This window comes from Streptomyces sp. NPDC093018, from assembly GCF_040684035.1.
GTDB classification, from domain to species: domain Bacteria; phylum Actinomycetota; class Actinomycetes; order Streptomycetales; family Streptomycetaceae; genus Streptomyces; species Streptomyces murinus.
This window is the reverse complement of record NZ_JBFBFF010000003.1, coordinates 411,181-424,453: the sequence shown is the minus strand read 5'-3', so window position 1 is coordinate 424,453 and position 13,273 is coordinate 411,181. Positions and strand designations below refer to the sequence as shown.

General features: G+C 73.1%; 18 protein-coding genes. 2 read left to right on the top strand and 16 right to left on the bottom strand.

Features of this window, described 5'->3' with window-relative positions; translation table 11 throughout:
* Positions 1–44: 44 nt before the first annotated feature.
* From trpA to hisI, 9 genes are all read right to left on the bottom strand, one after another.
* Positions 45–863 (bottom strand): tryptophan synthase subunit alpha, encoded by an 819-nt coding sequence (gene trpA, locus AB0N90_RS09260; RefSeq protein WP_361670891.1) that lies wholly within the window; start codon positions 861–863, stop codon positions 45–47.
* Positions 860–2,143 (bottom strand): tryptophan synthase subunit beta, encoded by a 1,284-nt coding sequence (gene trpB, locus AB0N90_RS09255; protein ID WP_161217823.1) that lies wholly within the window; start codon positions 2,141–2,143, stop codon positions 860–862. The genes trpA and trpB overlap by 4 nt, the downstream gene beginning before the upstream one ends.
* A 115-nt stretch (positions 2,144–2,258) precedes the next feature.
* Positions 2,259–2,447: a hypothetical protein gene (locus tag AB0N90_RS09250; protein ID WP_361670894.1), complete on the bottom strand. Its 189-nt coding sequence runs from the start codon at positions 2,445–2,447 to the stop codon at positions 2,259–2,261.
* A 21-nt stretch (positions 2,448–2,468) separates the two neighbouring features.
* The gene (trpC, locus tag AB0N90_RS09245; RefSeq protein WP_361670897.1) at positions 2,469–3,278 is read right to left on the bottom strand and encodes an indole-3-glycerol phosphate synthase TrpC; all 810 of its coding nucleotides are present in this window, start codon (positions 3,276–3,278) and stop codon (positions 2,469–2,471) included.
* Positions 3,279–3,423: 145 nt separating this feature from the next.
* Complete coding sequence (locus tag AB0N90_RS09240) at positions 3,424–3,786, bottom strand: DUF2752 domain-containing protein (RefSeq protein WP_365194745.1); 363 nt, start codon at positions 3,784–3,786, stop codon at positions 3,424–3,426.
* A gap of 523 nt (positions 3,787–4,309) precedes the next feature.
* Positions 4,310–4,573, bottom strand: coding sequence for an HGxxPAAW family protein (locus AB0N90_RS09235; protein WP_361670900.1), 264 nt, complete (start codon positions 4,571–4,573; stop codon positions 4,310–4,312).
* Positions 4,574–4,735: 162 nt separating this feature from the next.
* Positions 4,736–5,374, bottom strand: a complete 639-nt coding sequence (locus tag AB0N90_RS09230) for a TIGR02234 family membrane protein (protein ID WP_365194309.1) — start codon at positions 5,372–5,374, stop codon at positions 4,736–4,738.
* Positions 5,375–5,425: 51 nt separating this feature from the next.
* Positions 5,426–6,904, bottom strand: coding sequence for an anthranilate synthase component I (locus AB0N90_RS09225; RefSeq protein ID WP_365194306.1), 1,479 nt, complete (start codon positions 6,902–6,904; stop codon positions 5,426–5,428).
* Between the two features lie 11 nt (positions 6,905–6,915).
* Positions 6,916–7,314, bottom strand: a complete 399-nt coding sequence (gene hisI / locus AB0N90_RS09220) for a phosphoribosyl-AMP cyclohydrolase (RefSeq protein ID WP_085564265.1) — start codon at positions 7,312–7,314, stop codon at positions 6,916–6,918.
* A gap of 82 nt (positions 7,315–7,396) precedes the next feature.
* Here hisI and AB0N90_RS09215 point away from each other — a divergent pair, with 82 nt between their 5' ends.
* Together AB0N90_RS09215 and AB0N90_RS09210 are read left to right on the top strand one after the other, a co-directional pair.
* On the top strand, positions 7,397–8,032 hold the full coding sequence (locus tag AB0N90_RS09215) for a TIGR03085 family metal-binding protein (protein ID WP_037653158.1): 636 nt from the start codon (positions 7,397–7,399) through the stop codon (positions 8,030–8,032).
* A gap of 14 nt (positions 8,033–8,046) precedes the next feature.
* Positions 8,047–8,445 (top strand): VOC family protein, encoded by a 399-nt coding sequence (locus tag AB0N90_RS09210; RefSeq protein ID WP_365194303.1) that lies wholly within the window; start codon positions 8,047–8,049, stop codon positions 8,443–8,445.
* 40 nt (positions 8,446–8,485) lie between these two features.
* Here the strand turns inward: AB0N90_RS09210 and AB0N90_RS09205 are convergent, their stop codons facing one another.
* From AB0N90_RS09205 to AB0N90_RS09175, 7 genes are all read right to left on the bottom strand, one after another.
* Positions 8,486–9,724: an MFS transporter gene (locus AB0N90_RS09205; RefSeq protein ID WP_365194300.1), complete on the bottom strand. Its 1,239-nt coding sequence runs from the start codon at positions 9,722–9,724 to the stop codon at positions 8,486–8,488.
* Between the two features lie 110 nt (positions 9,725–9,834).
* Positions 9,835–10,443 (bottom strand): helix-turn-helix domain-containing protein, encoded by a 609-nt coding sequence (locus tag AB0N90_RS09200; protein ID WP_365194742.1) that lies wholly within the window; start codon positions 10,441–10,443, stop codon positions 9,835–9,837.
* Between the two features lie 143 nt (positions 10,444–10,586).
* The gene (gene hisF / locus AB0N90_RS09195) at positions 10,587–11,342 is read right to left on the bottom strand and encodes an imidazole glycerol phosphate synthase subunit HisF (protein WP_037653152.1); all 756 of its coding nucleotides are present in this window, start codon (positions 11,340–11,342) and stop codon (positions 10,587–10,589) included.
* A gap of 6 nt (positions 11,343–11,348) precedes the next feature.
* Entirely contained in the window at positions 11,349–11,744 is a 396-nt protein-coding gene (locus AB0N90_RS09190; protein ID WP_365194296.1) for a RidA family protein, read from the bottom strand.
* Positions 11,741–12,466: a bifunctional 1-(5-phosphoribosyl)-5-((5-phosphoribosylamino)methylideneamino)imidazole-4-carboxamide isomerase/phosphoribosylanthranilate isomerase PriA gene (gene priA / locus AB0N90_RS09185; protein WP_361670924.1), complete on the bottom strand. Its 726-nt coding sequence runs from the start codon at positions 12,464–12,466 to the stop codon at positions 11,741–11,743. Before priA ends, AB0N90_RS09190 begins: the two co-directional genes overlap by 4 nt.
* Positions 12,467–12,469: 3 nt before the next feature.
* Positions 12,470–13,111, bottom strand: coding sequence for an imidazole glycerol phosphate synthase subunit HisH (gene hisH, locus AB0N90_RS09180; protein WP_365194739.1), 642 nt, complete (start codon positions 13,109–13,111; stop codon positions 12,470–12,472).
* Complete coding sequence (locus AB0N90_RS09175; RefSeq protein ID WP_037653147.1) at positions 13,108–13,272, bottom strand: hypothetical protein; 165 nt, start codon at positions 13,270–13,272, stop codon at positions 13,108–13,110. The genes hisH and AB0N90_RS09175 overlap by 4 nt, the downstream gene beginning before the upstream one ends.
* Position 13,273 lies beyond the last annotated feature (1 nt).

The window sequence follows — 13,273 nt, the reverse complement described above, 5'->3', positions numbered from 1 at the left end:
CATGACGACCGGCGGGCGCCGGCCGCTCCGCGACGATCCGCGGGTCACGCCTGGCCGCGTACGCCCTTCGCCAGGTCCCCGGCCAGTTCGCGCACCGCCGCGAGGCCGGACGCGTGGTCCGGGGCGTCCAGCATCCGCTTGACGAAGGCCGATCCGACGATCACACCGTCGGCGAAGGTGGCGACCTCGGCGGCCTGGACCGCGTCGGAGACGCCGAGGCCGACGCAGACGGGCAGCTCGGCGCGGGTGACCCGGGTGCGCTGCACCAGGTCCTGGGCCTGCGTGCCGACGGACTCACGGGTGCCGGTGACGCCCATGAGCGAGGCGGCGTAGACGAAGCCGCTGCCCACCGCGGTGATCTCGGCGAGCCGCGCGTCCCTGCTGCTCGGCGCCACCACGAAGACCGTGGCGAGGCCGTGCTTGTCGGCGTGCTCCCGCCACAGCGCGGACTCCTGCACCGGCAGGTCGGGCAGGATGCAGCCCGCGCCGCCCGCCTCGGCCAGCTCGGCGGTGAACCGCTCGACACCGTAGCGGTCGATGGGGTTCCAGTACGTCATCACGAGCACGGGCTTGCCGGTGGCCGCGTGGGCCTCCCGTACCGTGCGCAGCACGTCCGCGATCTTGACGCCGCCGCGCAGGGCGATGTCGTCGGCGGTCTGGATGACCGGGCCGTCCAGGACCGGGTCGCTGTGCGGCAGGCCCACCTCGACCACGTCGGCACCGCCGTCGAACACGGCCTTGATCGCCTCGATGCCACCGTCCACGGTCGGGAACCCGGCCGGGAGGTAGGCGATGAGCGCGGCCCGGCCCTCGGCCTTGGCGGCGGCGAGGGTGTCCGTCAACAGCTGAATGTTTCCGCTCACTTGGCATCCCCCTCGATCTCGGCGGTGGCGGCGGCGTCCGCGGCCACCTCGGCGTCGGTGTCGTACAGCCCGAAGTAGCGGGCCGCGGTGTCCATGTCCTTGTCGCCGCGACCGGAGAGGTTGACGACGATCAGCCCGTCCGGGCCCAGCTCCTTGCCGACGTCCAGGGCGCCCGCGAGGGCGTGGGCGCTCTCGATGGCCGGGATGATGCCCTCGGTGCGCGACAGCAGGCGCAGCGCCTGCATCGCGGCGTCGTCGGTGACCGCGCGGTACTCGCCGCGGCCCGAGTCCTTGAGGTAGGCGTGCTCGGGTCCGATGCCGGGGTAGTCCAGACCGGCCGAGATCGAGTACGGCTCGGTGATCTGGCCCTCCTCGTCCTGGAGGACGTAGGAGCGGGAGCCGTGCAGGATGCCGGGCTCGCCCGCGGTCAGGGTGGCCGCGTGCTCGCCGGTGTCGAGGCCGTGGCCCGCCGGCTCGCAGCCGATGAGGCGGACGCCTTCGTCGGGCACGAAGGCGTGGAAGAGGCCGATGGCGTTGGAGCCGCCGCCGACGCAGGCGACGGCCGCGTCGGGCAGGCGTCCGGCGCGCTCCAGGATCTGGCGGCGGGCCTCGACACCGATGACCCGGTGGAAGTCGCGGACCATGGCCGGGAAGGGGTGGGGACCCGCGACGGTGCCGAACAGGTAGTGGGTGCGGTCGACGTTGGCGACCCAGTCCCGGAACGCCTCGTTGATGGCGTCCTTGAGGGTGCGGCTGCCGGACTTCACGGCGACCACCTCGGCGCCGAGCATCCGCATCCGGGCCACGTTCAGGGCCTGGCGCTCGGTGTCGATCTCGCCCATGTAGATGGTGCAGTCGAGGCCGAACAGGGCGCAGGCGGTGGCGGTGGCGACGCCGTGCTGGCCCGCGCCGGTCTCGGCGATGACCCGGGTCTTGCCCATGCGCTTGGTGAGCAGCGCCTGGCCGAGCACGTTGTTGATCTTGTGCGAGCCGGTGTGGTTCAGGTCCTCGCGCTTGAGGAACACCCGTGCGCCACCGGCGTGTTCGGCGAACCGGGGCACCTCGGTGAGCGCCGAGGGGCGGCCGGTGTAGTTGACCATCAGGTCGTCCAGTTCGCGGGCGAACTCGGGGTCCTGCTTGGCCTTGTCGTACTCGACGGCGACCTCGTCCACGGCGGCGACGAGGGCCTCCGGGATGAACTTGCCGCCGAACGCTCCGAAGTAGCCCTCGGAACTGGGGACCTGACCCTCCGGGTCGGGGAAGAAGTAGTTGCTGGGCATGCGGAAACCTCACGGTGAGTGCGGTGAAAAGACACTGTTCGCCGTGGGGCGGGAGGTCGTCTGTCGACTGCGGGCCGTCAGCGGCTCGTCGCGCTCACGCGACGGAGCCACAGAATCAGCCCTGCCCCGCGCCCCTGAAGTTCGGCCGGTGCCATCGCATGCCGTTGACCTGCCCCGGTTCGTCGCCGATGACGTAGCGGACCCGGCGGCCGTGGACGCGGCGCGCGGGCGCGCGGCAGCCGCGCGGACGGCAGCCACGGGCGAGGCGCGCGTAGCGGTCCGCGGTCGTCATGGTCGCAGTCATCGGGGTCAGCCTAGCGGGAGCTCAGTCGCGGCCGTGTCGCAGCGCGGGGTGCTCGCCCGCGGCGACCATGTCGGAGACGGCGGTCCTCGGGTCGCGGCCGGTGACCAGGGACTCGCCCACCAGGACGGCGTCGGCGCCGGCGTTGGCGTAGGCGATCAGGTCGTGCGGACCGCGCACGCCGGACTCGGCGACCTTGACGATGCCCTCGGGGACCTCCGGGGCGACCCGCTCGAAGGTGCCGCGGTCGACCTGGAGGGTCTTGAGGTTGCGCGCGTTGATGCCGATGATCCGGGCGCCCGCGGCCACGGCGCGCTCGACCTCGTCCTCGTCGTGCACCTCGACCAGCGGGGTGAGGCCGATGGAGACGGCGCGCTCGATGAGGGACTCCAGGGCGGGCTGCTCCAGGGCGGCCACGATCAGCAGGGCGAGGTCGGCGCCGTACGCGCGGGCCTCCCACAGCTGGTACGAGGTGACGATGAAGTCCTTGCGCAGCACCGGGATGTCCACGCGGGCGCGGACGGCCTCCAGGTCGGCGAGGGAGCCGCCGAAGCGGCGCTGTTCGGTGAGGACGGAGATGACGGCCGCACCGCCCGCCTCGTAGTCCGCGGCGAGCCCGGCCGGGTCGGCGATCGCGGCCAGCGCGCCCTTGGAGGGGCTGGAGCGCTTGACCTCGCAGATCACCTTGACGCCGTCGCCCCGGAGCGCGGCGACCCCGTCCTTGGCGGCGGGTGCTTTGGCCGCGCGCTCCTTGAGCTCGTCGAGGCTGACGCGTGCCTGCCGCTCCGCGAGGTCGGCACGGACTCCGTCGATGATCTCGTCGAGCACACTCACGCGAGCGGCCCCCTTTCAGACGGTTGGTTCCTTCAGGTTCCTTCAGGTTGTGAAAACCCTTGGTCACTCGATGGTATCCGGAGCAGGGCCCCGGCTCCGCATCCGGTGGACGCCGGTTTCACTCCTTGGACATCGGCGCCGCAGGTCAGGGGTGCAGCCAGGCGCCGAACGGCAGATTGCGGACCACGGTGAACGCCAGCAGCAGCGCGCCGATGACCCACATCTGGGCATTGCCGAGTGCGAGCCGTGCGGGCCGGCCGCGCCACGCCCGTACGACCCAGAGCACCCACAGCACCGCGAAGAGGAAGTAGCCGGCCACGGCGGGCGCGTTGTCGTGCAGCGCGGCCGTCAGGTCCCCGTGCACGAACGCGTGCGCGCTGCGCAGTCCACCGCAGCCGGGGCAGTACAGGCCGGTGAACCGGTAGAGGGGGCAGACCGGGTAGTGGCCGGGATGGTTCGGATCGACGACGCCGACATAGGCGAAGGCTCCGGCGACGGCCGCGAGCACACCGGCGGGGGTGGCGAGGCGCCGCCACCGGGGGGCCGGCGGCGCGGCACCGGCACCTCCGGACCAGAGGTGGGCGTCCGGCACCGAGAGCTGGATCCGGGCGTCCGGCGGTGAAGGCTGGGCCTGGACGGCCGGGCGGAGGTCGGTCCGGGCGGCGGGGAAGGACGCGGCGGGCGGGGCCGGTCGGTCGGCGGCGGTCACGTCAGGCATTCTCGCCGACGCGGCGGCCGTGCGCGCGGGGGAGCGTCTTCTCCGACGGCGCGGGCAGCTTGCCCGGCAGCGCGCGGCGGCCGTGCGCGCGGGAGAGCGTCGAGCACGGCTGGGAGCGGCTCGCCCCCGAGGGGGGCGACGGCCGCGCGCGGGAGAGAGCGTCTTTCGCGCGGCGGCGCACTCCCGCCCGCGCGGCCGCCGTACGCGCGGGAGAGCACCTGGGCGGCGGGGCCCCGGCGGATGCGAAAGGGCGGCCCGGGTCCGTCAGGGACCACCGGGCCGCCCTCCGCGAAGAGGTGCCGTGCTCGGCCGCTCAGCTCTCCACCGCGACGGGCTCGCGCGCGGCGATGGGCGCACCGCCGACCATCGCGAGGGGCTTCTGGTGGTCGCCGAGGCCCATGGCCTTCATGATCCCGCCGACGATCGCGCCGCCGATGATGAGGGCCATGCCGACCCAGAAGCCGATGGTGTCGGCCATCACCATGAAGGCGCCGGCGACCAGGAAGCCGACGAAGGAAATGATGACGCCGGTCCAGGCGGCCGGGGTGTGACCGTGGCCGTGGCTGCTGCCCGCCATGTCTGTGCTCCTCGTTGCTGTGTACGTGTCCCAGAAGAGCGACGTACGTGTCGTACGGCTCCGAGCCCGCCCGTCAAGCCGGACGCTCGCCGTCCATTGTCCCGTACGCGCACGCGCGCCGGACGCGGGGGTGGCGTCTGGTTCGCCACATCCGCGCGGGGGTCAGGCGCCGGTGGGGTCCTCGCCCCGGTCCAGGGCCTTCCAGATCTCCTCGGGGCGCTCCGGATCGACCGGCCTGGCCGTCTTGCGGGGGCGGTCGGTGCCGCGCTCGTAGCGTCCGGACATGGCGGGCCAGCCGCTGCCGAAGCGCAGCGCGAGCAGCCCCGCGAGCAGGATCAGCAGGCCGCCGACGGCCGCCACGTAGGGCCAGCCGGTGTGGCTCAGCGCCGCGACCGTGGCGGTGGTGTCGCCGCTGGCCTGGGCGGCCTTCTCGTCCAGCGCGGTGCTGTCGGAGGCGGAGACCAGGGCGGCGGCCATGATGCCCGCGCCGGACAGCGCGAGCAGCCCGGAGACGAGGAAGCGGCCGGCCCGGCGGACGGCGAAGACGGCGACGAGCGCGGCGAGGCCCACTATGGCGAGGGCCGCGGGCACGCCCGTGACATCGCTGCCCTTCGCGGTGAGCGGGAACGCGCCGCCGGCCACCGACGCGGTGCCCTCCGCCCAGCGCTGCCGGCTGGCGAGCAGCGCCACGGCCGCGCCGAGCGCGCCGAACAGGAGGGCCACGGCGAGGCTCCGGCGGCCGGACCGTGCGGGCGCGGCGGCTTCGGAACGGGGGTGAGGAACGGCAGTCACGTACTCCACTATCGCCTGAACCCCGGGCGAAGCGTCACCCGGGGTTCCGTGAGACGCGCCCTATTCGCCGAGCCGGTTGGCCGTGTGCACCGCCCGCAGCACCGCCGCGGCCTTGTTGCGGCACTCCTGGTCCTCGGCGACCGGGTCGGAGTCGGCGACGATGCCCGCTCCGGCCTGCACATATGCCGTGCCGTCGCGCAGCAGGGCGGTACGGATGGCGATCGCGGTGTCGGAGTCGCCCGCGAAGTCGAGATAGCCGACGCAGCCGCCGTACAGACCGCGCCGGGACGGTTCGAGTTCGTCGATGATCTGCATCGCGCGCGGCTTGGGGGCGCCGGAGAGGGTGCCGGCCGGGAAGCAGGCGGTGAGCACGTCGAAGGCGGTGCGGCCGCCGGCGACCCGTCCGGTGACGGTGGAGACGATGTGCATCACGTGCGAGTAGCGCTCCACGGACATGAAGTCGACCACCTCGACCGAGCCCGGCTCGCAGACCCGCCCGAGGTCATTGCGCCCGAGGTCGACCAGCATGAGGTGCTCGGCCCGCTCCTTGGGGTCGGCGAGCAGCTCCTCGGCCAGCGCCTGGTCCTCCTGCGGGGTGGCGCCGCGGTGCCGGGTGCCGGCGATGGGGTGGACCATGGCCCGGCCGTCCTCGACCTTGACCAGGGCCTCGGGGGACGAGCCGACGACATCGAACCCGTCGAAGCGGAACAGGTACATGTACGGCGAGGGGTTGGTGGCCCGCAGCACCCGGTAGACGTCCAGGGCGCTCGCCGTGCACGGGGTCTCGAAGCGCTGGGAGGGGACGACCTGGAAGGCCTCGCCCGCGCGGATGCGCTCCTTGACGTCCTCCACGGCGCGCCGGAAGTCGGGGCCGCCCCACAGCGCGGTGTACTCGGGCAGCTCGGAGGGCGGCAGCACGGCCGGGGGCTGGGCCACGGCGCGGCTGAGGTCGGCCTCCATGGCGTCGAGGCGGGCCACCGCGTCGTGGTACGCCTCGTCCACGCCGGTGTCCAGGTCGTTGTGGTTGATCGCGTTGGCGATCAGCAGGACCGAGCCCTCCCAGTGGTCCATGACGGCGAGGTCGCTGGTCAGGAGCATGGTCAGCTCGGGCAGCTTGAGATCGTCGCGCTCCCCGGGGCCGATCTTCTCCAGGCGGCGCACGATGTCGTAGCCGAGGTAGCCGACCATGCCGCCGGTGAAGGGGGGCAGGCCCTCGGTGTGCGGGGTGTGCAGGGCCTGGAGGGTGGCGCGCAGGGCCTTGAGGGGGTCGCCGTCGACGGGGACGCCGACCGGCGGGGTGCCGAGCCAGTGGGCCGCGCCGTCGCGGGCGGTGAGGGTGGCGGCGCTGCGCACGCCCACGAAGGAGTAGCGCGACCAGGAGCGGCCGTTCTCCGCGGACTCCAGCAGGAAGGTCCCGGGGCGTTCGCCGGCCAGCTTGCGGTAGAGGGCCACCGGGGTGTCGCCGTCGGCGAGCAGCTTGCGGGTGACCGGGATGACACGCCGGTCGGCGGCGAGCTTGCGGAAGGTCTCCAGATCCATGGCGGCGGGCCTCACTGGTCCGCGCCGGAGGGCAGACCGGCGTCCTTGAGAAGCACGTCCTCGTCGAAGCAGGTGCGCGCGCCGGTGTGGCAGGCGGCGCCCTCCTGGTCGACCTGGACCAGCACGGTGTCGGCGTCGCAGTCCAGGGCGACCGACTTCACCCATTGGACGTGGCCGGAGGTGTCGCCCTTGACCCAGTACTCCTGGCGGCTGCGCGACCAGTAGGTGCAGCGGCCGGTGGTCAGGGTCCGGTGCAGCGCCTCGTCGTCCATCCAGCCGAGCATGAGCACCTCTCCGGTGTCGTGCTGCTGGGCGATGGCGGGCAGGAGGCCGTCGGCGCTGCGCTTGAGGCGGGCGGCGATCTCCGGGTCGAGGCTGCTGGGCCGGGGGGTGCCGGGCGTACTGGTCATGGATGCCATTGTGCCGCGCGCCACTGACAACTCCGGGCGGGTGTCCACTGCGCGGACCGGTGGCTGGTCGTAGGCTGACCCCATGTCGACCTTCGCCAAGCGTGAACGGCTCCTGTTCGCCGACCTCTTGGAAACCGTGGGCCCGGACGCGCCGACTCTGTGCGAGGGCTGGCGGACCCGGGACCTGGCCGCGCATGTGATCGTGCGCGAGCGCCGCCCGGACGCGGCCGGGGGCGCGCTGATCAAGCAGCTCGCGCCCCGCCTGGAGAAGGTGACGGCGGAGTACACCGCGAAGCCGTACGAGGAGCTGATCCAGCTGATCCGCACGGGTCCGCCGCGGTTCTCGCCGTTCCAGGTCAAGCAGGTGGACGAGGCCGCGAACACGGTGGAGTTCTACGTGCACACCGAGGACGTGCGCCGGGCGCAGCCGGACTGGAGCGCGCGGGAGCTGGACCCGGTGTTCCAGGACGCGCTGTGGTCGCGGCTGGAGCGGACGGCGCGGCTGCTGGGGCGCGGGGTGCCGACGGGTCTGGTGCTGCGCCGGCCCGACGGGCAGACCGTGGTGGCGCACAAGGGCGTTCCGGTGGTCACGGCGACCGGGGAGCCGTCCGAGCTGCTGCTGTTCGCGTTCGGCCGGGACCGGGCGGCGCGGGTGGAGCTGGAGGGCGAGGCGGACGCCATCGACAAGCTGCACTCCTCCAAGCAGCTGGGGTTCTGACCGGGAGGCCGCCCGTGATCAAGGTCGCGATGACCGGGGTGTACGTGGACGACGTGGCGCGGGCGCATGCCTTCTACACGGACGTGCTCGGCTTCGAGACGCGCACCCACATGGATCTCGGGGACGGCGTCCTCTTCGTGACGGTCGGCGCGCCCGCGGGCGCCCAGCCCGATCTCCAGCTCCTCCTGGAACCCGGCCAGGGCCCCATCGCCGAGTCCTACCGCCGTGCGCTGTACGAGGCGGGCATCCCCTGCATCGTCTTCTCGGTGGACGACCTCGCCGCCGAGCACCGGCGCCTGCGCGGCCTGGGTGTCCGCTTCCCCCACGGTCCGCGGGAGCAGGGGCCGGTGCTGGCTGCGGTGTTCGACGACACGTGCGGCAATCTGGTGCAGCTGGTTCAGCCGAAGGGATGAACGCCTGGGGGCATGGACCCCAGGCGGGCGGTCATTCGCCTCAGGCGGGCAGTTCGGCGTGGCGCAGGGCCGGTACGACGAGGGCGACGACCCCGCCGAGGGCACACACGGAGGCACTGACCAGGTAGACGGGGCCGAGCCCCCAGGTGCCGATCGCGGCGGCGGCGAGGGGCATGCTCAGCGGGGTGAAGCCGAGGCTGATCAGGCTGGAGACGGCGGTGACCCGGCCGAGGTAGGCGGGGTCGGCCTGGGTCTGGAGCAGGGCGCCGCACATGGCGCCGCTGAGCCCGGTCAGCAGGCCGACGAGCAGGGCGATGCCGACGGCCGCCCAGAGGCCGGGCGCGTAGGCGAGGGCGCCGATGGCCAGGGATCCGACCACGATGGTGACCCCGGCGAGCAGTCCGGCGCGCGGCAGCCGGCCCCGCAGGGTGAGCAGCAGCGAGGCCGCGCCGGCTCCGACGCCGAACCCGGCGAGCACCCAGCCCATCCCCGAGGCGCCCCAGCCGCGGTGGTCCGCGAGCAGCGTCAGGCCGACGTTCAGCGGGCCGACGAAGCCCAGGTCGCCGAGGGCGATGGCGAGCATCAGCGGGGCGAGGACACGGTGGCCGCGGATGTAGCGCAGCCCGGCCGAGAGGTCGGCCCAGGCGGTGGCGCGGGGGCCGTCCGCCCGGTCGCCGGGCAGCTCCCGTATGCGCACGGAGAGCAGCAGCGGCACGGACACGGCGATCAGCGCTCCGGCGAGGGCGAAGGCCGCGGAGGCGCCGCCGACGGCCACGCCGAGGCCGCCGAGCGGGGCGCCGACCACGCTCGCGAAGCGGATGGCCAGGCCGCGCATGCCCTGGACGCGGGCCAGCTGGTCCTTGCCGGTGACCCGGGCGGGAAGGGCGCCCACGGCGGGCACGAACACGGCGTCCACGGTGCCGAAGACCAGCGCGAGCAGGGCGAGCGGCCACAGCCCGGGGCTGGTGAGGTACAGCAGGGCGGCCACCGCGAGGACGGCGGCGCAGCGCAGGGCGTCGCTGCCGATGACGACCCGCCGGGGCCCGAGCCGGTCGGCGATCACTCCCCCGCCGAGCATCAGCACGGCCCGGGGCAGCGCGCTCGCCGACATCACCAGACCGGCCTGCGCCGCGGTCCCGGCCCGTACGGCCGCCCAGGACAGCGCCAGGTAGTACACGCTGTCGCCGAGCATGGAGCAGGTGTAGGCGGTCAGCCAACGCCGCACATTGGGGTCCCGGTGGGCCTGTACGGCGGCCGGGGTGGCGAGGGTCGAGCTCAAGGCGGGCTCCTTGTGGGGCCGGGAGGCGTGAGGCCGGGAGGCGTGAGGCCGGGAGGCGTGAGGCCGGGGCGGCGGGGCGGGACAGGGGGGCGGGGAGGCGTCGGCGGGGCTCAGGCGCGGAAGGGGAACGCGTACGTGTGCACCGCGACGTTCTCGCGGCCCTCGGCCTCCCCCGTGGCCTCCCCCGTCTCCGCCGCCTCCGCCGCCCGGCCGAGCTCGTCGTACCGCCGCACGAGGGCGAGCATCTCCCGGGTCAGCTCGGCGAGTTCGCCCGGCGTGAGCCGCAGCACGGCCTCGGAGGAGACCGCGCCGGGTGCCCACTGCTCGCCCCAGTCCGGGCGTTCGTCCAGGAAGCGCAGGTACATGTCGGACCGCTGGGCGAAGAAGAGCCGGCTCGCGGCGGTGTGCGCGGCGATCTGCTCGGGGGCGTCGCGGAAGTCCTCGTCGCGGATCCGCACACCGTCGGAGGCCGGCCGCCACCAGCGCTCCCGCCCGTCCCCGCTGCCCGGCTCCGCCTCCTCGATCAGCCCGTGCTCGGCGAGCTTGCGCAGGTGGTAGCTGGCCAGCGAGACCGCCTCGCCGACCTGCTCGGCGAGCTGGGAGGCGGTGGCGGTCCCGGCGAGGGTCAGGGCCCGGTACAGCCGCATCCGCAGGGGGTGGGCGAGCGCCTTGAGCGTGCCCATGTCCTGGATCCGGCGGTCTCTTTCCTTCTCCGCCATGTTCACGACTTCCTTCTCTGCCATGCCCATGACCCTAGATGTGCAAATAATATTGCGCAATAAACTTTGCGCAACTTGTCTTTCGTATCCGGACACAGAAAGGCCCCGGCGGCTCAGCCACCGGGGCCCGGGGAACGCGCGCGTCAGCGGACGGGGTGTCCCGCCTCCCGCAGGGTCGCCTTGACCTCGCCGATCCGCAGGTCGCCGAAGTGGAAGACGGAGGCCGCGAGGACCGCGTCCGCGCCGGCGGCGATCGCCGGCGGGAAGTGGGCCAGGCTGCCCGCGCCGCCGGAGGCGATCACCGGCACCGAGACGTGCTTGCGGACCGCGGCGATCATCTCCAGGTCGTAGCCGTCCTTGGTGCCGTCGGCGTCCATCGAGTTCAGCAGGATCTCGCCCGCGCCCAGCTCGGCGGCCCGGTGCGCCCACTCGACGGCGTCGATGCCGGTGCCCCGGCGGCCGCCGTGCGTGGTCACCTCGAAGGACCCGGATGCGGTGCGCCGGGCGTCCACCGACAGGACCAGCACCTGGCGCCCGAAGCGCTCGGCGATCTCGCGGATCAGCTCGGGCCGGGCGATCGCCGCGGTGTTCACGCCCACCTTGTCGGCGCCCGCCCGCAGCAGCTTGTCCACGTCCTCGGCGGTGCGGACGCCGCCGCCGACGGTGAGCGGGATGAACACCTGCTCGGCGGTGCGGCGCACCACGTCGTACGTCGTCTCCCGGTCGCCCGAGGACGCGGTGATGTCCAGGAACGTCAGCTCGTCGGCGCCCTCGGCGTCGTACACCTTGGCCATCTCGACGGGGTCGCCCGCGTCGCGCAGGTTCTGGAAGTTGACGCCCTTGACGACCCGGCCGTTGTCCACGTCCAGGCAGGGGATGACTCGGACCGCCAGGGTCATGACTGCTCAGGCTCCTCTGAATGCTTCAAGCTCTACTTCGACCAGGATGCGCGGGTCCACGAAGCCCTCGACGACCAGCAGGGTCGACACCGGGCGCACGGAGTCGAACAGCTCCTTGTGGGCCCGGCCCGCCTCGTCGACGTCGCGCACATGGCTCAGGTACATACGGGTGCGGATCACGGACTCGATGCCGAGCCCGAGCTCCTTGAGCGCCTCCAGGGCATTGCCGAAGGCGACCCTGGTCTGCTCGTACGGATCGCCCTCGCCGTACAGGACCGTGCCCTTGAAGGACGTGGTGCCGCCCACCAGGACCCGGTCCCCCGCCGCGACGGCGCGTGCAAAACCGAAACTCTCTTCCCAGGGGCTTCCGCTCTGCACCCGCCGTGCGGCTTCCGATGTCATGACGCCACAGCCTCCAAGGCCTCTTCCAGGGTGAACGCCTTCGCGTAGAGGGCCTTCCCGACGATGGAGCCCTCGACACCGAGGGGCACCAGTTCGGCGATGGCGCGCAGGTCGGCCAGGGACGACACGCCGCCGGATGCCACCACCGGGCGGTCGGTGGCCGCGCACACGGTGCGCAGCAGCTCCAGGTTGGGGCCCTGGAGGGTGCCGTCCTTGGCGATGTCGGTGACGACGTAGCGCGCGCAGCCCTCCTTGTTCAGGCGGTCCAGCGTCTCGTAGAGGTCGCCGCCGTCGCGGGTCCAGCCACGGCCGCGCAGGGTGGTGCCGCGCACGTCCAGGCCGACCGCGATCTTGTCGCCGTGCTCGGCGATCACCTTGGCGACCCACTCGGGGGTCTCCAGGGCGGCGGTGCCGAGGTTGACGCGGGTGCAGCCGGTGGCGAGGGCGGCGGCGAGGGTGTCGTCGTCGCGGATGCCGCCGGACAGCTCCACCTTGATGTCCATGGCACCGGCCACCTCGGCGATCAGCGCCCGGTTGTCACCGGTGCCGAAGGCCGCGTCCAGGTCGACCAGGTGCAGCCACTCGGCGCCGGACCGCTGCCAGGCGAGGGCGGCCTCCAGCGGGGAGCCGTAGGAGGTCTCGGTCCCGGACTCGCCGTGGACGAGGCGTACGGCCTGGCCGTCGCGGACGTCGACGGCGGGGAGGAGTTCGAGCTTGGCCATGGTCTACAGGGTTCCGATCCAGTTGGTGAGGAGCTGGGCACCGGCGTCGCCGGACTTCTCGGGGTGGAACTGGGTCGCCCACAGGGCGCCGTTCTCCACCGCCGCGACGAAGGGCTTGCCGTGCGTGGCCCAGGTGACCTTGGGCGCGGCGATCAGCGGGTTGTGGGTCTCCTGCGTCCAGTCGTGGACGGCGTAGGAGTGCACGAAGTAGAAGCGGGCGCCGGTGTCCAGACCGGCGAACAGCTCGGAGTCGGCGGGCGCGTCCACGGTGTTCCAGCCCATGTGGGGCACCACATCGGCCTCCAGGGGGCCGACGGTGCCGGGCCATTCCTCCAGGCCCTCGGCCTGGACGCCGTGCTCGATGCCGCGCGAGAACAGGATCTGCATGCCGACGCAGATGCCCATCACCGGGCGGCCGCCGGACAGCCGGCGGTCGATGACCCAGTCGCCGCGCGCGTCGAGCAGGCCCCGCATACAGGCGGCGAAGGCGCCGACCCCCGGGACCAGCAGGCCGTCGGCGTTCATCGCCGCGTCGTAGTCGCGGGTGATCTCCACCTCGGCGCCGACCCGCGCGAGGGCGCGCTCGGCCGAGCGGACATTACCGAAGCCGTAGTCGAAGACGACGACCTTCTTGGCGGCGGTCAACTCCACACCGCCAGCCGCATGACACCGGCGACCAGGCACATCCCGGCCGCGAGGGAGAGCAGCACGATCAGGCTCGTGGGCATCTTCTGCTTGACGAAGGAGATGATGCCGCCGACCAGGAAGAGGCCGACGACGATCAGGATGGTCGACAGACCGGTCATG